Source organism: Pseudomonas sp. JE3303 (assembly GCF_056312565.1).
The window spans coordinates 170,941-192,010 of record NZ_JBWGIF010000011.1 but is presented as its reverse complement, the minus strand read 5'-3'; the positions used below and the strand labels follow the sequence as shown (position 1 = coordinate 192,010).

Sequence of the window (21,070 nt, the reverse complement as noted above, 5' to 3'; positions counted from 1 at the left end):
ATCGCTCCGTTTCTAGCCATTCAGGACTCAACAGCGCTGATTGCGTTACCCAAGCCTGTGAACACTATAAAAGCCGAGCGATAAGAGCATGACCGAGACTGCCCGTGACCTGATCAGTACCCTGGAAATCGACCAAGTACAGTTTGCCTACGTCGATCTGAAGAAGCTGCTGAGCACGAGCCAGCTGCAGCGGCTGCCTTACTCGATCCGTATCCTGCTGGAGAACGTGGCCCGCTGCACGCCCGAAGCGCTGGAGCCTGTTCTGGCCCGCGCCATGGGCAAGGGGGCGGACTGTGAAGTGCCGTTCCAGCCCAACCGCCTGATGTTCCACGACACCACGTGTCTGCCTGCCCTGGCCGACTTCGCCGGTATGCGCGACGTGGTGGCTGAGCTTGGCGGCGACCCTGCAGCGATGAACCCGTTGATTCCCGCGGTGCTGACCATCGACCATTCGGTGATCGTCGAGCGCTATGCCGAGCCGGAGGCGGTCGAGCAGAACCTGGAGATCGATTTCCGGCGTAACAGCGAGCGCTACCGCTTCATCAAGTGGGCGCAGAAGAGTCTGGACAACTTCGGCGTCATTCCGCCGGGGACCGGCATCATTCACCAGATGAACATGGAGGCCCTGGCCAAGGTGGTGTGGGAAAGCCGCACAGCCGATGGCCAGCGCCTGCTGCATCCGGACGACATGGTTGCCACCGACAGCCACACCCCGATGATCAACGCAATTGGCGTGCTGGGCTGGGGCGTGGGCGGGCTGGAAGGGCAGGCCGCCATGGTGGGCGAGCCGGTCCCGATCAATTTCCCTCAGGTCATCGGTTTCCGCGTGACCAATGCACTGGGCCCAGGTGTAACGGCTACTGACCTGTCGCTGCATGTCGCCGAGATCCTGCGCAAGCGCTCGGTAGTGGGCAAGTTCGTCGAATTCACCGGTCCCGGCCTGACCACGCTCAGTTGGGCGGCCCGCGGCACGGTGTCGAACATGGCGCCGGAATACGGCGCCACTGTGGTGTTCTTCCCGTTCGACGACCAGACGCTCGACTACCTGAAACTTACCGGCCGCTCCCCAGAACTTTGCCTGCAAGCCTCCAGCTACATGCACATCCAGGGCCTGCACCGGCGCGACGATCTGCCGGAGCCACACTTCGATGAACTGATCGACCTGGATCTCGCCAGCATCGAACCAAGCGTGGCCGGGCCTTACCAGCCGCACCAGCGCCAGCCGCTGTCGGCATCGGGTCCCTCGTTCCAGAAAGAAGTGCTGGGCGGCGGCAATCTGATCGCCGGGCCCAAGGCCGAACAGTTCCTCGAACCCTCCTTCGGCGAGCCTATCAGCCACGGCGCCGTGGTGATCTCGGCGATTACCAGTTGCACCAACACAGCCAACCCGGCGCAGATGATCCAGGCCGGCCTTGTGGCTCGAAATGCCCGCCGCCTGGGCCTGCAGCGCAAACCCTGGGTCAAGACCTCGCTGTCGCCTGGCTCTCAGGTAGTGGCTGATTACCTGGCTGAAGCGGACCTGCTGCAAGACTTCTCTGCATTGGGCTTCGAACTGGCAGGCTTTGGTTGCATGACCTGCATCGGCAACTCCGGCAAGCTCGAGGAGCATGTCGAGGCTTTTGCCGACCAAGGTCTCAAAGGTGTCGTGGTGCTGTCTGGCAACCGCAACTTCGAAGGCCGGGTGAACCCCAAGGTGCCCGCCGGCTACCTGGCTTCACCCGCCCTGTGTGTTGCCTTCGCCATCGCTGGCACCATCGAGGTCGACCTGACCCGCGACTCGCTTGGCCAGGATAGCGACGGCAACCCGGTCTATCTGCACGACCTGATGCCCAGCGACGAAGAGATCGCGGCGCTGGCGGCCCGTGTGGTCAAGCCTGAGTTCTTCCAGCAACGCCTGGCCACTGTCTGGGACGGTACGCATCATTGGCAGGCCCTGTCTGCCGAAGGCAGCGTGCAGTTCCCGTGGAACGCCCGCTCGACGTACCTGCGCCGCCCGCAGTACCTGGCCGACATTCAGGCCGAGCCCAAGGCCAGCCTGGCGATCCAGGGCGCGCGGCCACTGATGGTGTTGGGTGACAACGTCACCACCGACCACATCTCGCCAGCGGGTGCCATTCCGGCGAACAGTCAGGCCGGCCAATGGTTGCTGGAGCGTGGGGAGGATCCACGAGACCTCAACCAGTACTCCACCCGCCGCAGCAACCACGAAGTGATGCTGCGTGGCGCCTTTACCAACAAATCGGTGCAGAACCGCCTGCTCGGTGATGAGCAACCAGGCCCCGGCGCCTGGGCCTGGAATGCCGATCACAGCCAGATCCAGCCATTGTACGACGCGGCCCAGAGCTACGCTGGCACTCCGATGGTGATCTTTGCCGGCATCAATTATGGTGCCGGCTCCAGCCGCGACTGGGCGGCCAAGGCACAGGCCCTGCTCGGTGTACGCGCAGTGGTAGCGCGCAGTATCGAGCGGATTCATCGCAGCAACCTGATCGGGATGGGGGTGCTGCCACTGCTGTTCGCCGCAGGGCAGGGCGTAGATGACCTGAAGCTGGATGGCAGCGAACAGTTTGATTTTGTCGGTCTCGACGAACTGATAGTGGGCGACAATGCCATTGGCATGGTGGTCCGCCGTGGGAACGGCAGCCGTTACGAGGTGCAACTAGTTGCCCGTATCGATTCGCTGCAGGAAATCCGCTACCTGACCAATGGTGGGGTGCTGCCCTACGTGATTCGCAAAGTGGTCAAGCGTACCCGCGGCTGAAGCTGGCGGCCCATCTGGCGAGGCTTATTCGCAGGCAAACCCGCGAAGAGGCCCGCCCCGGACAACGGAGAAACCCATGTCAAATGTAATCCCGGCACAAGTTCTGGCCGAACTCGCCCCAAACGGCACCTTGCAGGTCGCCATCAATCTCGGCAACCCGGTCCTTGCCCAGCGCGGCCCGGACGGCGACCCCCAAGGCGTCTCGGTCGCATTGGCCAAAGCCCTGGCCGAGGAACTGGACGTCACCCTCGAAATGCGCACCTTCGACGCCGCCGGCAAAGTGTTCGCCGCGCTGGAGGAGGGCGCCTGGAACCTGGCCTTCCTGGCCATCGAGCCCGTGCGAGAGGCGCAGATCGCCTTCAGCGAGCCTTACGTTTTGATCGAAGGCACCTACCTGGTCGGCCGCGGGGCGCCGTTCCAGCATGTCGCGGAGCTGGACCAGGCTGGCCTGCGCCTGGCAGTTGGCAAGGGCGCGGCGTACGACCTGTACCTGAGTCGCACGCTCGAACAGGCCGAGCTGGTGCGGGCCGATACCTCTGCCGGGGCGGTCGACCTGTTCATCGAGCAAGGTCTGGATGCTGCCGCTGGCGTGCGTCAGCCGCTGCAGAAGGTTGCAGACGCCGACCCGCGCTACCGCGTGCTGGAGGGTGCTTTCACGTCTATCCGCCAGGCGATGGCGGTGCCCCGCGGCCGCGACAGTGGCGCTGCCTATGTTCGCGATTTCGTCGAGCGCCAGCTTCGCTCAGGTTTTGTCCGAGGCGCATTGCTCGCCACCGGCCAGACCGACGTCAGCGCACCCCGCTGATCAAAATCACGTTGCCTGGCGCAATGCGTTCGCCAAGCAGTCGAACACGCGGTCAGCTTCTGCAACGTTCGCCGCCCTGAGGCTGCCATGAAGCAGGCCATGCCCCACGTGGAACTCCACGGGCACGCCTGCCTTGGCCAGTTCATCAGCATATATCCGGGCGTGGTCACATAGCGGGTCGTATTGCGCTGCGACGATAAATGCCGGTGCAACGCCGGGCCGGATGGCAGCGTCCAGAGGCAATGCCCTGGGGTCGGAGGACAGTTCCGTGGTGGGGGTATAGATTGCCAGGGCGTCGCGAACATCCTCAGCGCTCAACAATGGCGCGTTTGCATGCTCCTGCATGGACGGCAGGTCCGGACGGGCCGTGAGTAGCGGATAAACCAGGCCTTGCAATGTCGGCTGCGGCTGACCGTTCTCATGCAGGTGGACGCACAAGCCCGCTGCGAGCGTTGCGCCCGCACTGTCGCCCACTATCGCCAGCCGCTGGCTGTCCACCGAATCCCAGTGCCCCGATGTGAGCGCGTGCCACACTGTCAGGGCGTCCTCGAGAGGCGCGGGAAAGGGATGCTCGGGCGCCAGCCTGTAGCCGACCGCAATTATCCTGGCCGGCAGACGTGACAGCAAAGCCCGTGCGAACCAGTCATGGGTGGTGTGGTCTCCCAGGCACCAGCCGCCGCCGTGCAGATACATGACCGTCGGCCAGCCGCCTGTGGCGGGTGCTTCCCCCGGTTGGTAGATGCGCACGGGTACCTGCTGGCAGAGCTCGTCTCGTATGCTGATGCCGTGCATGTCGGGACAGAAATGAGTGGATGATTCGCGAAAACTGGCTCGGCGTACTTGCCAGTCATCCGTGCGAGCCACGAATCTTGCGCATTCCTGCACATACCTCTCAAGCGGCGGTTCGAGTCCGTAGGTAGCCATTCAAGCCTCATCGATAAAAGCGTCGGGCATGTAGGCATCAGAAAACAAACTGGTGGCCCAGTTCCTTTTCCACCCATTGCAGGAAACACCTTACCCTGGGGAACGTCGCGTGGGCCTTGGGGAAAACCAGATGGTGCGCAGCGACTCGCGCGCCTAATGATTCGGGCGAGACTTTGACCAAGGTTCCGGCCTCGAGGTATTTCTGTGCCAGAAGTCCACTCTCCAGCGCAAAGCCCAAACCATGGCTGGCGGCCTCAAGGCTCATGTAGGAACGATCGAAACTGAGGGCATAGGGCTTTTCCGGGCGTGCCAGGCCATGCTGGGCAAACCAGGCTGGCCATTTCAACAGCGTCGCTTCTGAAAGGATCAGGTCGTAGTCGAGCAGGTCCGCGGCCCTGCTGACTGGCTGTCGGGCAAGAAGCTTGGGGGCTGCCAGGACCTCGAATGTCTCGTTACCCACGGTACGTACTTCGTAGCTGGGCCAGTTTGGCTCGCCGTGACGGATGTCCACGTCGATCTTGTCGCGGCTGAAATGCAATGCCTCGTAGGAGCAGGACAGATTGATCTGGATGGCCGGATATTCCTCACGAAATGCCTCGAGCCGGGGCATCAGCCAAAGCAATCCGAAACTTGGGGAGGAGTGCAAGCGCAGGCAGTCCAGGCTGACGTCACTGCTTGCGCGTTCCGTCGCAATGGCAAGGCTGTGCAGGATGCCCGAAACCTCCTTCAGGTATTGCTGACCTACCGGGGTAAGGGTCACGCCACGAGCGCCACGGACAAACAGTTGCCTGCCGATCAAGGCCTCGAGCTTTGCCAATTGGTGACTGACTGCGGATGGCGTCAGGTCCAGCACTTCGGCTGCACGGGCAACGTTTCCGAACCGGGCGGCCTGCTCGAAGGCCTGTATGGTCTTGAGCGGTGGCAAGGGCGTTGCCGCGTCGTTGAGCGAGCGCATAGGGGCTCCACAGCATTATTTTTAGTATGGGTTGCCCGAAGGATAGCCGAGTAGAGCTGAATTTTTTTCAGCGTTGGATGATTTTCACGTTATTGCTCGTGCTGCCCCTGGGGCACAAGCTGAACCCACGATTCCTGAATCGCCCCATAAAAACAAACAGAGGGTTCACACATGCTTCTCCAAGGTAAAGTCGCGATCGTCACCGGTGCCGCCTCCGCACGTGGCATCGGCCGTGCTACTGCAGCCACATTCGCCCAGCAAGGTGCCCGCGTGGTAATCCTCGACCTGGACGAATCCGCCGCCCGCGACGCCGCGGCCTCCCTGGGCGAAGGCCATCTGGGCCTTGCGGCGAACGTCGCTGACGAAGTTCAGGTGCAGCGCGCTGTCGCAACGGTCATCGAACATTTCGCACGCATCGATATCCTGATCAACAACGCCGGTATCACCCAGCCGCTGAAGACGCTGGATATCCGTGGCGCTGACTACGACAAGGTGCTGGACGTCAGCCTCCGTGGAACGCTGCTCATGTCGCAGGCGGTAATTCCGCTTATGCGCCAGCAAGCCAGCGGCAGCATCGTCTGCATGTCCTCTGTTTCAGCACAACGCGGCGGCGGCATTTTCGGTGGCCCCCACTACAGTGCCGCGAAAGCAGGCGTCCTGGGGCTGGCCAAAGCCATGGCCCGGGAGCTGGGCCCGGACAACGTTCGGGTCAACTCGATCACCCCAGGTCTGATCCATACCGACATCACTGGCGGCTTGATGCAGGACGAGCGTCGCCACGCCATCATCGACTCCATCCCGCTGGGGCGCCTGGGCGCAGCACAGGATGTGGCCAACGCCGCGCTGTTCCTGGCCAGCGACCTTTCTTCGTACCTGACCGGTATTACCCTGGATGTGAACGGTGGAATGCTGATTCACTGATTTCACGTGGGCGGGCCGTTGTGGCCCGTTCGGTTCTGGATCGATGATGCAGCCGGGTCTCGCGACCTGGCGGTCGATAAAAACAAGAGATCGGACCATCATGACTACCCTGTCGCTCGAAGCGGTTACGACCGTGCGTACCTCCGCCTACCGGAAGACGGCCTGGCGCCTGATGCCTTTTTTGATGCTGTGTTACCTGTGCGCCTATCTGGACCGCGTCAACGTTGGCTTCGCCAAGCTGCAAATGATGAACGATCTGGCCCTCAGCGAAATGGTCTACGGGCTGGGCGCCGGCATGTTCTTCCTCGGTTACTTCCTCTGCGAGGTCCCAAGCAACATCATCCTCCACAAGGTGGGCGCACGGATATGGATCGCCCGCATCATGATCACCTGGGGGATCATCTCCGCGCTGTTCGCCTTTGTTGAAACCGCCTGGCAGTTCTATCTCCTGCGCTTCTTGCTAGGTATCGCCGAAGCCGGTCTGGCCCCAGGGCTGTTGCTCTACCTCACCTACTGGTTCCCATCCTATCGCCGGGCGCGCATGACGGTGCTGTGGTTCGTCGCCATACCTCTGTCCGGAATGGTCGGTGGCCCGCTGTCGGGCTGGATCATGAATCACTTTGCAGGTGTACACGGTTGGGCAGGGTGGCAATGGATGTTCGTGCTCGAAGCCGTGCCCACTGTTGTCGTTGGCTTGCTGGTCTTGAGTTATCTCAAGGATGGGGTTCATCAAGCTAGCTGGCTCAACGATGAAGAGAAGGCCCTGGTAACCCGTGAGCTGGCCGAAGACAATCAGCAGAAGGTCACCCATGCATCGGTAGGCGAGTTCATTCGCGATCGGCGCCTGTGGTTGTTGGCGGCCATTTACTTCTGCGTCGTGATGGGCCAGTACGCAATCACCTTCTGGCTACCGACGCTGGTGCGCAATGCCGGGGTGTCCGACCCTCTGCACATCGGCTTCCTTACCAGCCTGCCTTACCTCTGCGCAATCGTCGCGATGCTACTGGTTGGCCGCAGCGGCGATAAGCACCGCGAGCGTCGCTGGCACCTGATCTTGCCGATGATCGCTGGGGCCATCGGGTTGAGCCTGGCCGCGCTGATGGGAGGAAACGTAACCCTCTCCATCCTCAGCCTGTGCCTGGCCGCCTCGGGAATCCTGTCCGCGACCTCGCTGTTCTGGATGTTGCCCACCACACTACTGGGCGGTGTCTCCGCTGCCGCGGGTATCGCTGCAGTCAACAGCTTCGCCAACCTGGCAGGTTTCTGTTCGCCCTACCTGATCGGCTGGATCACTACCCAGACTGGGTCCAGCGCCATCGGCATGTACCTGATAACCGGCATATTGGTGGGCGGTGCCTCGCTGGTACTGCGCATACCTGCTGCCTTGGTCAATCGTTGAGATACCGGAGTTTGTAGCCATGACGACTGTTCGACCCCTGAGCCTTGCTGAACGCGCTCACAATATCCGCCGACACGCCTTGCGAATGGGCCAGGTCCAGGGCCAAGGCTATGTAGGCCAAGCCCTTGGCGCCGCCGACTTGCTTGCAGTGTCCTATTTTCATGCCCTGAATTATCAGCCTGACGATCCAGAGTGGGAGTCGCGCGACCGCTTCTATCTTTCTATCGGCCACTATGCGATCGCGCTGTATGCCGCATTGATCGAAGCCCGGATCGTTCCCCTCGATGAGCTGGAAACCTACGGCTCGGACGACAGCCGCCTGCCGATGTCGGGCATGGCCGCTTACACCCCTGGCATGGAGATCACTGGCGGGTCGCTGGGCCAAGGCCTGGGTATTGCGGTCGGCGCGTGCCTGGGCCTCAAGCGCAAAGCCTCGTCTTCCTTCGTCTACAACCTGCTGTCGGACGGTGAGTTGAACGAAGGTTCCACCTGGGAAGCGGTGATGTCAGCGTCGCATTGGAAGCTCGACAACCTGATCGCCATCGTCGACGTCAACAACCAACAGGCCGACGGCTATTCGAGCGAGATTCTTTCCTTCGAGCCTATCGTGGATCGCTGGCAGGCGTTTGGCTGGTTCACCCAGCGCGTCGACGGCAATGACCTCGATGCATTGGTCGCAGCGTTCGACGCGGCACGCAATCATGAGGGTGCGCAACCGCGGGTCATCATCTGCGACACCAAGATGGGCAAAGGGGTGCCGTTCCTGGAAACACGAGAGAAGACCCACTTCATCCGTGTGGAAGAACACGAATGGGAGCTGGCCCTCAACAATCTCGAAGAAGGAAAACAACAATGAGCAACGCTGCCAACAGCCAGGCTTCGGCTGGCGAACCGGTCAAGAAGCGCCTCACCACATCAGCGATGATTGCTTCCATTGCCTCTGAGGGCCAGGCAACCAAGTCAGCACCTTTCGGGCATGCGTTGGCTGCGCTGGCCGATCAGCGCCCGGACATCGTGGGCCTGTCTGCGGACCTGTCCAAGTACACCGACCTTCATATCTTCGCAAAGGCCCACCCGGATCGTTTCTATCAGATGGGCATGGCCGAGCAGCTGCTGATGAGTGCGGCCGCCGGGATGGCGCGCGAGGGTTTCGTGCCATTCGCCACGACCTATGCCGTATTTGCGTCGCGCCGCGCTTACGACTTCATCTGCATGGCGATTGCGGAGGAAAACCTCAACGTCAAGATCGTCTGCGGCCTACCGGGTCTTACCACGGGCTATGGACCTAGCCACCAGGCCACAGACGACCTGGCGATCTTTCGCGCAATGCCCAACCTGATGATCGTCGACCCCTGTGACGCACTTGAGATCGAACAGGCCGTACCCGCGATTGCTGCGCATCAAGGGCCGGTCTACATGCGCCTGCTGCGCGGCAACGTACCGATGGTTCTGGACGAATACGGCTACAAGTTCGAGATCGGCAAGGCCAAGACCCTGCGCACCGGCAAGGACGTATTGATCATTTCCACCGGTCTGATGACCATGCGCTCGCTGGAAGCGGCGAAGACACTGCAGGCAGACGGTGTTGATGTCGCCGTGCTGCACGTGCCGACCATCAAGCCTCTGGATGAGCAAACCATCCTTGCCGAAGCGAGGCAGTCGGGCCGCCTGGTGGTCACCGCCGAAAACAGCTCGATCATTGGTGGCTTGGGTGAGGCTGTCGCCGGGCTGTTGATGCGTAACGGCGTAACGCCGACCTTCAGGCAGATCGCGCTTCCCGATGCGTTTCTCGATGCGGGTGCGCTGCCGACGCTGCATGATCGGTACGGCATATCGACCGAGGCGGTGTGTGCTCAGGTCAAAGCCTGGCTTTGAGATCAGCCTGGGGCTGTGCATCTGCAGGCCACCGGCAAGCAATACGTAGTCATCTTCGCCGGTGCTCGCCGCACTCTGACAAGCGCGGAGACAGCGTTATCCCTTCCGCACTGCCATAATCGACAAATCTGCACTCAAGCGGCCCGGGCTTGGCATGACGCCAACCCGGGCCGTCTTTTTTTCGGTCAATGCCACTGCCCACGTTTCAGGAAGCTTCACATGTATCCTCTCCCTTCCACTCTGCACGCCAGTGTCCGTGCAGGACTGACCCTTTTGCTCACAGGAGGCATGAGCGCCGTGTGCCATGCCGCAACGAGCGCCGCAAATACGGTCAGCGTCGCACCCACGGTCGTTACCGGGTCGTATTTGCCGGCGAGCAGTTTCGATTTGCCGTTTTCGGTCGATACCGTGGACCTTTCCCACGGAGCCGATGGCCAGCTGGGGGTCAACCTGTCCGAAGTGCTCACCAAGGTTCCCGGCCTGGTGGTACAGAACCGGCAGAACTATGCCCAGGACCTGCAGGTTTCCTCGCGGGGCTACGGCGCGCGCTCGGCCTTCGGCATCCGTGGCCTGAAAGTGCTCAGCGATGGCATCCCGGCCAGCACGCCGGACGGGCAGGGGCAGGCCGCCTCGCTCAATCTGGATGTGGCCGACCGTATCGAAGTGCTTCGCGGCCCGGCAGCGACGATCTACGGCAGCAACGCCGGGGGTGTGATCCAGATGTTCAGCCGTGACGGGCAGGGGCCCGCCCGAGTCGGCGCCGAAACCACCTTTGGCAGTGATGGTTTCAACAAGAACCACCTGTCCGCCGAGGGCGGCAATGAAACGGCCGGCTTCCTGCTCGATGCATCGCGCATGGACACAGACGGCTACCGCGACCATAGCGCAGCACGGCGTGACCAGACCTTCGCCAAGGTGCATGTGAACCCGGACCCCGACTCGCGCCTGGCGCTTGTCTATAGCAGCCTCGAGCAGAATGGTACGCAGGATCCGCTTGGGCAGGCCTGGGAAGCCTACAAGCACGACCCGCGCTCCAGCCCGGCGGTGGCCGAGACCTACAATACCCGCAAGAGCATTGACCACCAGCAGGTCGGGATGAACTACGAGCGCTACATAGGCGATGCCACGCTGCAGTTCAACCTGTATGCCGGGCAGCGCAGTGTCGTCCAGTACCTTTCCATTCCCCGAACCGTGGCCTCCAATAGCCAGCGCGGTGGTGGCGTGGTGGACTTCGATCGCGAATTCCACGGCGGCACCTTGCGCTGGATCCAGCCGGTACTCGCAGTGCCCGGCGACCTGAAAGTCAGCGTCGGCGCCGATTACGACCAGAGCAGGGATGAACGCCGTGGATACCAGAATTTCAGCGGCAGCGAACTGGGCGTGAAGGGCGAGCTGCGCCGTGATGAGCGCGACACCGCCACTAGCCTGGATCCCTATGTCCAGGTCCACTGGGAAATCGGCGACTGGACCACTGACCTAGGCCTGCGCCACAGCACCATGCGCATGAAGGTGGATGACCACTACCTGGCCAATGGCGACTCCAGCGGTTCCAGAAAATACCAGCAGAACAGTCCGTCGTTGTCGGTGATGTACGCCTTCACGCCCGGCCTGCGCGGCTATGCAAGCGTCGGCAAGGGCTTTGAAACCCCCACGCAAGCCGAGATGGCCTACGCCCCGGGTGTGGCCGAGAGCTTCAACTTCGGGCTCGAACCCGCCACCAGCACCCAGTACGAAGTAGGTATCAAGTACCGCCTGGGCGAGCAGACCCGGCTTACCGCAGCGGTGTATGAAATCCATACCGATGACGAGATCGTCGTGGCCAGCGCCACGGCAGGGCGCACTAGCTATCGCAATGCCGGGCGCACCCTGCGCCGCGGTTTCGAAGCCAGCCTGCAGAGTGACCTGAGCGCGCAGTGGCAGGCGACCCTGGTGTACACCCGTACCGATGCGCGCTACGCGGATGATTTCGCCCAGGGCACCCAGACCATCGATAGTGGCAGCCATCTGCCGGGTGTTCCGCTGAATAACCTGTACGGCGAGCTGGTGTGGAAGCCTGCGGCGTTCGTCACTATGGGCCTCGAAGGGCAGTACCGCAGCAAGGTGTATGTGGAGGACAGCAACGGCGCCAAGCCGGCGCCGGCCTATGCGGTGTTCAATTGGCGTGCACGCTTTGAACAGCACGCCGGCCCCTGGACGTTCCACCAGCTGGTGCGCCTGGACAATCTGCTGGACCGGCAGTATGTAGGTTCGGTGATCGCCGGTGACAGCAACTCGCGCTATTACGAGGCAGCGCCGGGACGGTCGTGGTACGCGGGGGCGGGCCTGGGCTACCAGTTCAGGTGACCGATATCAGGGTCGAGCGCGGCGGGGTCGTTGAGTCGCGCCGTCTTTGAGGTTTGACTCGATTGGCACCTCTCTATCTTGCTGATACCTTCAGCTGCATCGCGATCTCCTTTCGGTCGCTGCCTGGATAGCCAACAGAGGTGCCGCATGACGTTAGAACGTACCCAAGCCCAGCTCTACCTCGAAGACCTGAAGGTAGGCGACACCTTTACCAGTGGCACGTACGAGATGAGCGAAGAGCGTATTCTGGCCTTCGCCGCCGAGTTCGATCCCCAACCCTTCCATACCGACCCCGAAGCCGCCAAGGACACCTTTTTCGGTGGGCTGGCAGCCAGCGGCTGGCATACCAGTGCAGTCACCATGCGCTTGCTTGTGCAGAGCACGCCCCTGGCGGGCGGCCTGATTGGCGCGGGCAGCGAGGTCTCGTGGCCCAGAGCTGTGCGGCCGGGGGATGTCCTGCGGGTGGTCACTACGATCAAGGAGCTCACTCCCTCCAAATCCAAGCCTGACCGGGGCATGGCTCTCGTCGAAAGCGTTGCTCTGAACCAGGACGATGCGGTGTGTCAGAAGAGCGTTTCCAAGGTTCTGGTGTTTAGACGCGAGCAGCTGGGGCCTGCCTGAGCACGGCGGTCTCCGGTATGAAGGGCGATGTGAGCCGTGTGACAGGCGGCACGGCAAGCAAGCCGCATGCTTACAGACCCGCGCTGGACACGAGATGGGTCCACGCCCTGGCGTCCATCTGGCCAAGGATGCGTGCCTCGCCCTTGTCGGCGACCGAGATGAACAGCGCGCTGGCGTAGGCGCTGGAGCGTTCTCCGCCGGCAACTTTCAACTGCCGTTCCAACCGGTCGATGCACCCGCTGTGGGTGACCAGTACCAGATTGCGCCCGGCATTCTTGTGGCCAAGCGCGGTGTCGGCGAAGCCCTTGTCGCATTGGTTGAGCCAGTCTTGCGTGGCGATCGGCTTGCTGAAGATGAAGTGGGCGGTTTGTCGTGTACGGACTTCCGGGCTGCTGAAAAGGTCGGCATTCTCCAGCCCCAGCTCTGCAATGCCCTTGCCGACGTCGGCGGCCACCTGGCTCCCGGCGACGGTAATGCCAGCCGGGTCGTCCAGGCAGGCACTCTGTGACCGGTCACAGCGCTCGGCGTGGCGAATCAGCACCATCACTCCACCCTTGGCCCATTGCGCGTAGATCCCGCTATCGCGCATCTCCTGCTCGTTGGTCACGTCCAGCACCTGCGTTTGCGCGAGATACCATGCGCTCGCTGCGGCGAGCGCGATGACGGCCGTCACCGCCGCTTTCATCAGTGTGGTTACGTGAAACCGGCGTTCATGTGAACGCCCAGGAACAGCGGGACGCTGCATGATGCCTTGCTGCATGGGTCACTCCGACAAGTAGACAGGGGCAGGCGGCAGTCAGGCGCGGACCCCCATGGATCGCCGCACTCTAGGGGGGGATGCATGGCGCGGCGGTGAAGCAAACGTGAAAAAAACCTGAAATGGGGGCGTGGCCGCTCATGGTTTCTTCGATGACTTTCTCAATACACTGCCCCAGGCCTGGTCCTTTTCATGTTTCCATTCTCGATCAGCCTGGCTGTCGGGCCTCAGCTGTCGCTCGATGTCGCTGGCGGCACTGGCCTGGCACTGGCGAAACCCATCGTCCCAGCCCGTGGCATATTGCGGATCCTGCAGGTAGACGGTCACGTTTTTCCGGAACTCACCCAGCGCTCCGGCCGCTTGTCGACCGCTGGCACATCCGTCATCGAAGCCGTTGGCAAACGGCGCGGGATAACCTTCGGCAAGTAGCCGCTGGCTGGTGCTCTGACAACCGCCCAGCAAGGCAAGCGTGAAACAGACAGCTGTTCCCATCCGGGCTTTCCGCTGCCAACAGCGCAAGATACTCATTCAACTAGCCCTGCATGCCACGAGGTTGCTGATCAGGTTGCCAATGAAGCGTTCAGGCAAACACTGCTCGAATGCTTGAGACTGTAAGTGGAGATGCATTGGGGTGCGGTGAAGCGAATGTGAAAAAAGTCTGTGTTGGCCCGGGCTGGCTCAGTCCACACTCGGCGCATTGTCGCTCCCTTGGACTTTTGCCTCCTCAACGCTGCCAACACTCGCCCGATAGAGCAGCCAGCGATAGCACGACACCGCTATCAGCCAGTCAATCAACAGGGTCCACACGTTGTGAGAAAGAAAGTGGGCGCCTTGCAGCATCCTGCCTGCCGATAGAAGCGTGCCAAGGCCGAGTGCTACGGCAAGTGCAACTCGGCTGGCCCGTGGATGCCGGTCACGCAGCGCGAAATACAGGGCCAGAAGAGCAAACCCAGTGGAAGCATGTCCGCCCGGCCAGCATCGGCCCGGCTTTGGCGAGTCCACCCGGTCTCCTAGCAGAGGGACGTAGGGCTCGCTCCCCCCGAACGCCTGCAAGCTCCACGGGCACTGCACGTCGGTCAGTGCCTTGAGCGGCGTGACGATGCCGGTGCACAGGCCAATGGTCAGAACGGCGTAGCCCAACGGTCTTCGCCACACCCGGAGTCTCGAGTTGAACACGCTCGCAACCAGGCCGGCGATCAAGACCAGGGCAAAGAGAATGACCCCCTGTTTGACACGTTCATGCAACACTGTTTCCAGCCAGTAACTGTGCCGGCCGGTAAAACCGAGGCCGGGAACATAGAATATCTTGGCAAGAGGAAAATCGATGGCGGCCACGTTGGAAACAAGCAACGCTATCATGGTCAGGACTGGCAGTGCGATTGCAATTCGGAAGTTGAAAGGACGTGAGGCGGGTTGAACATGTAATGAGAATCTTTTCATATAATCCATTCCAGAAGCCGTTACGCCGACTCACCATCAGACGTCGACTTTTCACGAATACTTGACATTTTATCGACACAACAGCGACTGCCCGGAACATCAAATGCCACGCCGCTCCAGTTGGAGTCAGTCCAACTAATAATGCTCGGCAATGGCCTCCAGGAAAGCGCCCGCATGAAGCTCTTGATCGTTGAAGACAATCGTGACATCCATGACAACCTCGTTGATTTTTTCGAACTCAGGGGCCACGCCGTTGAAGGGGCACTGGACGGCCTGACCGGTTTGCACCTGGCCGAGACCGGATGTTTTGACGCGATCATTCTCGATATCATGCTGCCCGGCATCGACGGAAACGAGATCTGCAACCTGCTACGCAGACGCTCCAGGTCGGCGGCCGCCATCATCATGCTGACCGCAAGGGACGAGCTGGATGATCGACTGATGGGCTTCAAGGCAGGGGCCGACGACTACGTGGTGAAACCTTTCGCCATGGCCGAGATACTCGCCCGGATCGAAGCCATCGTTTTCCGGCGAGCCGGGCATAACGGCCGCAAGCTGGACTTGCTGGATCTTCAACTCGACCTGGACACCCTGGAGGTCCGTAGAGGCAACATCCCGATCAAACTAAGCCCCGCCAACCTGAAGATTCTCGAACTGCTGATGCGCAGCAGTCCGGCCATCGTCAAGCGCAAGAAACTTGAAGAGTTGCTCTGGGGATCGACCTGCCACGACATGAAAGTCGACAGTATCCGCAGCCATATTCATCAGATCAGGCAGGCCGTGGACAAACCGTTCGAAAAAAAACTGCTGCATACCGTGCGCGGTGATGGCTACAGGATCTGCAGTCCGGACCCTTGAACCTCCCGGGTGGGTACAGACCGGGAGCTTAAGTCGCCAAGCGTGGCCTTGAAGTCGTCAACTTGTGAAAAATACGTGGGGTTCACATAGCAACTTCCAAGTGTAATCTGGCCTGCTACCGAAACCGCGCTGGCTGACATCCTTTAGTTAATGTTTTCACAAAAACACCACGGAACGTGCCCTAGCTTGCGCGCCAATGCCATCCCATCAACGCAAGTCTGCGTTGATGCCCCTGGTTTTGATCGCGTAGGGTTTTATGCTCAAGATAAAAGCGGTTCGTCCTGCCTTGGTGACAATGCTCGCCAGCGTTTTTCTGTTGATCGGCTTCAATAGTACGCTCTGGCTGCATATAGCTTCTATTACGGAGTCAAACGGGTCGGGCATGATGATGCGGCTCGCTTTCGCACTCTTGATAGTCTGTGCATTCAACCTGTTCATCACACTGTTCACGTTCGGCCGCACGCTGAAACCGGCACTGATGCTGCTCTTCGTCATCAGTGCGGGCGCTACGTACTTCATGAATGAATATGGGGTGATGATCGATGTCGGCATGATCCGCAACGTCGCGCAAACCGACCCGAGCGAAGTCCAGGGCTTGATGTCGCCATCCTTGCTGGGTTACCTGCTGGCGTTGGGCGTATTCCCTGCGTATGTACTCTGGAAAACACCAATCCGCTATCGTCCATGGCCCCAGGAGTTGATTGGAAAAGGGCTGGTAGTGCTGTTCTGTGCATCGCTGATGGGCAGTGTCAGCCTGCTCAACTACAAGGGCCTGTCTTCGTTGTTTCGCAATCATCACGAGTTGCGCTTGATGGTAGTGCCGAGCAACGTCATCGGTGCTTCGATCAGCTATGCACGCGAAGGTCTCGAGACGGCTCGGCAGCCCTTCATGCCGATTGCGCAGGATGCGCAGCTGGATGGCAGTTGGGCGCGCCACCCGCGCAAGTCCCTGACGGTGCTGGTCGTGGGCGAGAGCGCGCGAGCGGCAAACTTCGGCATACTGGGCTACCCGCGCGACACAACGCCTGAGCTCAGCAAGGAAGAGGGCCTGCTCGCCTTCAGCAAGGTCACTTCATGCGGCACGGAAACCGCAGTTTCTGTCCCCTGCATGTTTTCCAACATGGGCCGCAAGCACTATGACGTGGCCCGTGCGAAAAACCAGGAAGGCCTGCTCGATGTACTCAAGCGTGCGGGTTTGGCAGTGATATGGCGTGACAATCAATCCGGCTGCAAGGGCACCTGCGATCGAGTGGCACTGCAAGACGTGAGCAAGAGCAAGGCCCCGGTGCTATGCGCCAACCACGAATGCCGCGACGAGATCCTCTTGCAAGACCTCCAGCCACTGATCGATCATCTCGACAAGGACACTGTGCTGGTCCTGCACCAGATGGGCAGCCATGGCCCTGAGTACTTCAAGCGCTATCCTCGCGCGTTCGAACGTTTCTCGCCGGTATGCCAGGGCAATGCGCTTGAAAAGTGCAGCCGGGAAAGCATCGTCAACGCTTATGACAACACCATCGCCTACACGGACCACGTCCTGGCCAGCCTGATCGACGTGCTGCGCGACAACGCGGACAAGGTAGACAGCGCCATGATCTATCTGGCCGACCATGGCGAGTCGCTCGGGGAGTACAACCTCTATCTTCACGGTACGCCCTACCTGCTTGCGCCGGAAGAGCAGAAACATGTGCCGATGATCACCTGGTTTTCCGACGGCTATCAACGTGCGTTCCAGCTCGACAGCCGCTGCCTGCAGGGGAAGAGGGATAACGCCCTAAGTCATGACAACCTGTTCCATTCTCTGTTGGGTCTGCTGAAGGTGAACACACAAGCCTACGAGCCATCCCTGGATCTTTTTACAGGATGCCGGGCCGCAAGTCCGATGACCTGAGCAGAGGAGAGCCGCAGAGGGGTTAATGGCAACTGCAACGCATGCGACATCGAGCGAGCGGGTTACGCCATCTGGAACGCTCGCCTGGCCATGAACACCAGAAACAGAATGCGTCAGAACGCATATGCCAAGGTGGCCGTGGCACTACGCGGGGTGCCATACCATCCACGTGAACCGATCGCCGTGTAGTAGTTCTCGTCCAACACGTTGTTGAGGTTCAGCGAGACACTGGTTTGCGGCGTGACCGCGTATTGCGCCATGAGGTCGACCACGCTGTAGGCGTCCTGCCCGAACGTTTCACTGTTGGGTCCGGAACCTTTGTAGTATTCCGCTCCCTGCCAGCGCACACCACCGCCCACTTTCAACTTCGGCATGGTCTGCAGACGATAGCTCGTGAACAGTTTCAGGGTGTCGCGCGGTACTTCGGTGAGCAGGCGGTCGCCGTCCGAATCCGTTATCTCGGCATAGGTGTAGCTGGCCGATACTTGCCAATCGGGCAGGATCTCTCCCGCCATTTCCATCTCGAAACCGCGGGTCTTGGTACCGGACTCGGCACGGTAGGCCTGGTTCCCGTCCGGCGCCAGGTTGCTGCCGTCGGCCACGGCAAGGTTGTCCTGACGTACCTCGAACACGCTGAAAGCAGTGGTCAGGCGTTTGTCCCAGAACTCGCTCTTGATACCGAGCTCGTAGTTCACACCTTCTTCCGGGTCCAGGTAGGTGCCGCTGGCAGTCTTGTTGCTCTGCGGCTTGAAGATGGTGGTGTAGCTGGCATAGGCCGACCAGTTTTCATTCAAGTCATACACAAGCCCGACGTAAGGCGTGACGACCCCGCTTTCGCCGCGCGAGGTGCGGCTGGAGTCACCTGTCGACAGGGTGTGGGAGACTTCGTCACGTTTCCAGTCGATCACCCGCGCGCCGGTAATCAGCGACAGGTCATCGGTCAGGCTCCAACGGGCCGAAGCCACCAGGCCGGTCTGGGTTTCATCCAGCGCATCTTTCGACGACTTGGTGTGGATGGCGTCCGGGATCGCCAGCGAGCCGTCCCAGGTGTAGATGTTGTCAATGGTCTGGTACGACCACAGCGGATAACCGTCGTTGCGGTAGTAGGCGTTGTAGTGACTGGCCCCAAGGTAAAGTTGATGCTCGCGGGACAGGAACTCGAACGGCCCGGACGCCGACAGATCGAACGAGGTCTGCCGGGGCTCTCCCGCCCAACGGCCAGTCCAGGTGCTGATACCGCTGCCATCCGGGTTTACGGTGCCGCTGGCAGCGGTGGCAAAGGCGTCGTCATAGCTGCGGCGGTTGTGTTCGGCATTCAGCTTCAGCTGCCAGCCGTTGCCCAGCTCGTGATCCAGGGTCGTGAACACCGTCTTCGTTCGCCGCTTGTGATAGCTCCAGTCCGAAGCCGAGTTGAACGAGCGGGAAGGCTTGAAGTGACTGCCATCGGAATTGAACATCGGGAAGCCGTGGTTGCCAGCCCCTTCGTTGTCCATTTCCTGATATTCCGCCCCCACCGTCAGCATCGTGCTCTCGGTGAGGTCCCATTCCAACACGCCGTATGCCACCTGCCTTTCCAGGGACTGGCGGTCTACATGGCCCTGGTTGTCGGTGTATGACGCGACGAAACGGCCGCGTACATTGCCGCTCTCCGACAACTTGCCGGACACGTCCAGTTCGGTGCGATAGCTGTCCCACGAGCCCGCCTTGAGGGTCAGCGTACGTTGAGTCTCGAACGTAGGCTTCTTGCGAATCAGGTTGACGGTCGCGCCGGGGTCCCCAGTGCCAGACATCAAGCCAGTCGCCCCGCGTACCACCTCGACCCGGTCATACGACACCATGTCGGCGAGCTCGTCACGAAAACCGAAGGTATTGGGCCGGTTGATACCATCGACCTGAATGCTGCCAATTTCGAAGCCACGCACATAGATATGATTGGCGTCGCTACCGGCCGGTCCCATGCTGTCAACGACCACACCAGGTGTCTGTTCAAGCACCTGAGTGACATCTGTCAGATTCTGGTCTTCGATCTGCTGCCGGGTTACCACGCTGACCGATTGCGGCGTCTCGCGTGGCGACAGGCGCATCCCGGTCGCGGTGCTGCCCGAGCCAGTGGTGTAGCTGCCTGTGCCTTCGGTGGTGGCGCCCAGCTGCACGCTGGACACGGTAGTGGCGTCGAGCTCCAGTGAGCCGTCCTGGCCGACAGGCGCGGCCCAGGCATGGGTGCTGGCAAGCAGCGAGCCGGGAAGACTCAGCGCCAGTGCAGCCTGGCGAATACCGAGGGCGAGGGGAGAAAAGCAAGCGGACATCCATTGGCTCCTGATCGAAGAGACAGCGTGATACCAATACGAAACGTATAATTAACGATAATCCTTCGCAGAAATGCGGCGCGATGGTGTGATGCTGCCTCGCAATTGTCAACGGATGTTTCAAATTCATAGGGAAGAACTGGAGGATTTCCTACTGGCTCGGCTTTCTATAATTCGTGTCAGGCGTTAGCCTCGGCACAATGAACACCCCTAAGCCGGGCAGCAGATCGACCCTGCGCTGGGCCGCAAGAGGCCTACAAAAACTCCACCCGCCGATAGAACTTCAATCGCCATGTCAGACGGTTTCCCTGGATTGCCCTCGCTTAACGCCCTACGTGTCTTCGAAGTGGTCGCTCGCCATCTGAATTTCCGCCTGGCTGCCGAGGAACTGGGCGTGACCCAGGCCGCAGTGGCTCAACAGGTCCGCGGGCTGGAGGCGAGCCTGGATCTTCGCTTGTTCGAACGCCTGGCCCGCGGTCTGGCACTGACCGACGCGGGCTTGGCCTACAGCTCAAGCATTCGCAGTGCATTGGGAATGATCGATGAGGCAACGCGCCTGCTCAGGCCACAGGCTGCTCACTTGACGGTCAGCGTCACGCCTACTTTCGCTTCGAAGTGGCTCATTCCCAGGCTTGGAACCTTTGCACAAAGTCATCCGGACATCGATTTGCGGGTGCTGGCAACGGATCGGCTATCCCATTTCAGCACCGACGGAGTGGACATCGCTGTCCGCTACGGCTCGCCCGAATTCGGCGCTGGGTTGAACAGCGAACTGTTGATGGAACAGCGCATCGTTGCAGTGGCCAGCCCAGCGTTGGTTGCAGGGTCTCAAATCCCGGTCAGCTTTGAGCAGCTTCAGGATTTCACCATGCTTCACGATGCGCATGACTTCTGGCCCCAGTACTTGGCGCAGTTGTTCCCCCGACACGTCCAACCTACCTCGAAAAACCTGCGCTTCAACCAGACGTCGCTCGCCATCGATGCAGCCGTCAATGGCCAAGGCATCGCATTGGCCAGCATGGCCTTCGTCAGCCAAGACATCGTGGCGGGGAGGCTGGTGCAGGTATTCGCGCAGCAGCTCCAACTCGAAAAGGCGTTCTACCTGGTATGGCCGCGAAAGGGGCAGCAGTCTTCGGCGCTGAGCGAGGTAAAACACTGGCTGAAGCAGCAGGCTGACGATAGTTGATCTACTGTCTTCGTGAAGCTTGGCTGTC

At 60.7% G+C, this 21,070-nt stretch carries 17 protein-coding genes; 11 read left to right on the top strand and 6 right to left on the bottom strand.

Annotation, left to right across the window (positions count from 1 at the left end; all coding sequences use genetic code 11):
• Window positions 1–88 precede the first annotated feature (88 nt).
• Together acnA and AC0ZZU_RS17100 are read left to right on the top strand one after the other, a co-directional pair.
• Window positions 89–2,761: an aconitate hydratase AcnA gene (gene acnA, locus AC0ZZU_RS17105; RefSeq protein WP_476342300.1), complete on the top strand. Its 2,673-nt coding sequence runs from the start codon at window positions 89–91 to the stop codon at window positions 2,759–2,761.
• 76 nt (window positions 2,762–2,837) lie between these two features.
• Complete coding sequence (locus tag AC0ZZU_RS17100; protein ID WP_476342299.1) at window positions 2,838–3,566, top strand: transporter substrate-binding domain-containing protein; 729 nt, start codon at window positions 2,838–2,840, stop codon at window positions 3,564–3,566.
• 6 nt (window positions 3,567–3,572) lie between these two features.
• Here AC0ZZU_RS17100 and AC0ZZU_RS17095 read toward each other — a convergent pair whose 3' ends face one another.
• Both AC0ZZU_RS17095 and AC0ZZU_RS17090 read right to left on the bottom strand, forming a co-directional pair.
• Window positions 3,573–4,490 (bottom strand): alpha/beta hydrolase, encoded by a 918-nt coding sequence (locus AC0ZZU_RS17095; protein WP_476342297.1) that lies wholly within the window; start codon window positions 4,488–4,490, stop codon window positions 3,573–3,575.
• A gap of 37 nt (window positions 4,491–4,527) precedes the next feature.
• The gene (locus AC0ZZU_RS17090) at window positions 4,528–5,445 is read right to left on the bottom strand and encodes a LysR substrate-binding domain-containing protein (RefSeq protein ID WP_476342296.1); all 918 of its coding nucleotides are present in this window, start codon (window positions 5,443–5,445) and stop codon (window positions 4,528–4,530) included.
• A gap of 171 nt (window positions 5,446–5,616) precedes the next feature.
• Between AC0ZZU_RS17090 and AC0ZZU_RS17085 the strand changes: the two genes are divergently transcribed.
• The 6 genes from AC0ZZU_RS17085 (at window position 5,617) to AC0ZZU_RS17060 (ending at window position 12,604) form a co-directional block, all read left to right on the top strand.
• Entirely contained in the window at window positions 5,617–6,366 is a 750-nt protein-coding gene (locus tag AC0ZZU_RS17085) for an SDR family NAD(P)-dependent oxidoreductase (protein WP_476342294.1), read from the top strand.
• A gap of 100 nt (window positions 6,367–6,466) precedes the next feature.
• Window positions 6,467–7,765: an MFS transporter gene (locus tag AC0ZZU_RS17080; RefSeq protein WP_476342292.1), complete on the top strand. Its 1,299-nt coding sequence runs from the start codon at window positions 6,467–6,469 to the stop codon at window positions 7,763–7,765.
• A 19-nt stretch (window positions 7,766–7,784) separates the two neighbouring features.
• Complete coding sequence (locus AC0ZZU_RS17075) at window positions 7,785–8,621, top strand: transketolase (RefSeq protein ID WP_476342290.1); 837 nt, start codon at window positions 7,785–7,787, stop codon at window positions 8,619–8,621.
• Window positions 8,618–9,640 carry a transketolase family protein gene (locus tag AC0ZZU_RS17070; protein ID WP_476342288.1) on the top strand — a complete coding sequence of 341 codons (1,023 nt, stop codon included), beginning with the start codon at window positions 8,618–8,620 and terminating at the stop codon, window positions 9,638–9,640. Before AC0ZZU_RS17075 ends, AC0ZZU_RS17070 begins: the two co-directional genes overlap by 4 nt.
• A 288-nt stretch (window positions 9,641–9,928) precedes the next feature.
• Window positions 9,929–11,983 (top strand): TonB-dependent receptor family protein, encoded by a 2,055-nt coding sequence (locus tag AC0ZZU_RS17065; RefSeq protein ID WP_476342365.1) that lies wholly within the window; start codon window positions 9,929–9,931, stop codon window positions 11,981–11,983.
• Between the two features lie 147 nt (window positions 11,984–12,130).
• Complete coding sequence (locus AC0ZZU_RS17060; RefSeq protein WP_476342286.1) at window positions 12,131–12,604, top strand: MaoC family dehydratase; 474 nt, start codon at window positions 12,131–12,133, stop codon at window positions 12,602–12,604.
• A gap of 70 nt (window positions 12,605–12,674) precedes the next feature.
• On the opposite strand, the gene pmrG is transcribed toward AC0ZZU_RS17060, so the two are convergent.
• The 3 genes from pmrG to AC0ZZU_RS17045 form a co-directional block, all read right to left on the bottom strand.
• Window positions 12,675–13,364, bottom strand: coding sequence for a lipopolysaccharide core heptose(II)-phosphate phosphatase PmrG (gene pmrG, locus AC0ZZU_RS17055; protein WP_476342284.1), 690 nt, complete (start codon window positions 13,362–13,364; stop codon window positions 12,675–12,677).
• 135 nt (window positions 13,365–13,499) lie between these two features.
• The gene (locus tag AC0ZZU_RS17050) at window positions 13,500–13,853 is read right to left on the bottom strand and encodes a hypothetical protein (RefSeq protein ID WP_476342283.1); all 354 of its coding nucleotides are present in this window, start codon (window positions 13,851–13,853) and stop codon (window positions 13,500–13,502) included.
• Window positions 13,854–14,039: 186 nt separating this feature from the next.
• The gene (locus AC0ZZU_RS17045) at window positions 14,040–14,801 is read right to left on the bottom strand and encodes a phosphatase PAP2 family protein (protein ID WP_476342281.1); all 762 of its coding nucleotides are present in this window, start codon (window positions 14,799–14,801) and stop codon (window positions 14,040–14,042) included.
• Between the two features lie 174 nt (window positions 14,802–14,975).
• On the opposite strand from AC0ZZU_RS17045, the gene AC0ZZU_RS17040 reads away from it, so the two are divergent.
• Window positions 14,976–15,659, top strand: a complete 684-nt coding sequence (locus AC0ZZU_RS17040; protein ID WP_476342279.1) for a response regulator transcription factor — start codon at window positions 14,976–14,978, stop codon at window positions 15,657–15,659.
• Between the two features lie 256 nt (window positions 15,660–15,915).
• Window positions 15,916–17,550: a phosphoethanolamine transferase gene (locus AC0ZZU_RS17035; protein WP_476342277.1), complete on the top strand. Its 1,635-nt coding sequence runs from the start codon at window positions 15,916–15,918 to the stop codon at window positions 17,548–17,550.
• Window positions 17,551–17,663: 113 nt separating this feature from the next.
• Here AC0ZZU_RS17035 and AC0ZZU_RS17030 read toward each other — a convergent pair whose 3' ends face one another.
• Window positions 17,664–19,856, bottom strand: a complete 2,193-nt coding sequence (locus AC0ZZU_RS17030) for a TonB-dependent siderophore receptor (RefSeq protein ID WP_476342275.1) — start codon at window positions 19,854–19,856, stop codon at window positions 17,664–17,666.
• 292 nt (window positions 19,857–20,148) lie between these two features.
• Between AC0ZZU_RS17030 and gcvA the strand changes: the two genes are divergently transcribed.
• On the top strand, window positions 20,149–21,042 hold the full coding sequence (gcvA, locus tag AC0ZZU_RS17025) for a transcriptional regulator GcvA (protein ID WP_476342274.1): 894 nt from the start codon (window positions 20,149–20,151) through the stop codon (window positions 21,040–21,042).
• Window positions 21,043–21,070 lie beyond the last annotated feature (28 nt).

What these genes read in the sequence shown, in the direction of transcription:
- acnA (WP_476342300.1), top strand. Translation starts at nt 89, where the DNA reads ATGACCGAGACTGCCCGTGACCTGATCAGTACCCTGGAAATCGACCAA.
- AC0ZZU_RS17100 (WP_476342299.1), top strand. Translation starts at nt 2,838, where the DNA reads ATGTCAAATGTAATCCCGGCACAAGTTCTGGCCGAACTCGCCCCAAAC.
- AC0ZZU_RS17095 (WP_476342297.1), bottom strand. Translation starts at nt 4,490, where the DNA reads ATGGCTACCTACGGACTCGAACCGCCGCTTGAGAGGTATGTGCAGGAA.
- AC0ZZU_RS17090 (WP_476342296.1), bottom strand. Translation starts at nt 5,445, where the DNA reads ATGCGCTCGCTCAACGACGCGGCAACGCCCTTGCCACCGCTCAAGACC.
- AC0ZZU_RS17085 (WP_476342294.1), top strand. Translation starts at nt 5,617, where the DNA reads ATGCTTCTCCAAGGTAAAGTCGCGATCGTCACCGGTGCCGCCTCCGCA.
- AC0ZZU_RS17080 (WP_476342292.1), top strand. Translation starts at nt 6,467, where the DNA reads ATGACTACCCTGTCGCTCGAAGCGGTTACGACCGTGCGTACCTCCGCC.
- AC0ZZU_RS17075 (WP_476342290.1), top strand. Translation starts at nt 7,785, where the DNA reads ATGACGACTGTTCGACCCCTGAGCCTTGCTGAACGCGCTCACAATATC.
- AC0ZZU_RS17070 (WP_476342288.1), top strand. Translation starts at nt 8,618, where the DNA reads ATGAGCAACGCTGCCAACAGCCAGGCTTCGGCTGGCGAACCGGTCAAG.
- AC0ZZU_RS17065 (WP_476342365.1), top strand. Translation starts at nt 9,929, where the DNA reads ATGAGCGCCGTGTGCCATGCCGCAACGAGCGCCGCAAATACGGTCAGC.
- AC0ZZU_RS17060 (WP_476342286.1), top strand. Translation starts at nt 12,131, where the DNA reads ATGACGTTAGAACGTACCCAAGCCCAGCTCTACCTCGAAGACCTGAAG.
- pmrG (WP_476342284.1), bottom strand. Translation starts at nt 13,364, where the DNA reads ATGCAGCAAGGCATCATGCAGCGTCCCGCTGTTCCTGGGCGTTCACAT.
- AC0ZZU_RS17050 (WP_476342283.1), bottom strand. Translation starts at nt 13,853, where the DNA reads ATGGGAACAGCTGTCTGTTTCACGCTTGCCTTGCTGGGCGGTTGTCAG.
- AC0ZZU_RS17045 (WP_476342281.1), bottom strand. Translation starts at nt 14,801, where the DNA reads ATGAAAAGATTCTCATTACATGTTCAACCCGCCTCACGTCCTTTCAAC.
- AC0ZZU_RS17040 (WP_476342279.1), top strand. Translation starts at nt 14,976, where the DNA reads ATGAAGCTCTTGATCGTTGAAGACAATCGTGACATCCATGACAACCTC.
- AC0ZZU_RS17035 (WP_476342277.1), top strand. Translation starts at nt 15,916, where the DNA reads ATGCTCAAGATAAAAGCGGTTCGTCCTGCCTTGGTGACAATGCTCGCC.
- AC0ZZU_RS17030 (WP_476342275.1), bottom strand. Translation starts at nt 19,856, where the DNA reads ATGTCCGCTTGCTTTTCTCCCCTCGCCCTCGGTATTCGCCAGGCTGCA.
- gcvA (WP_476342274.1), top strand. Translation starts at nt 20,149, where the DNA reads ATGTCAGACGGTTTCCCTGGATTGCCCTCGCTTAACGCCCTACGTGTC.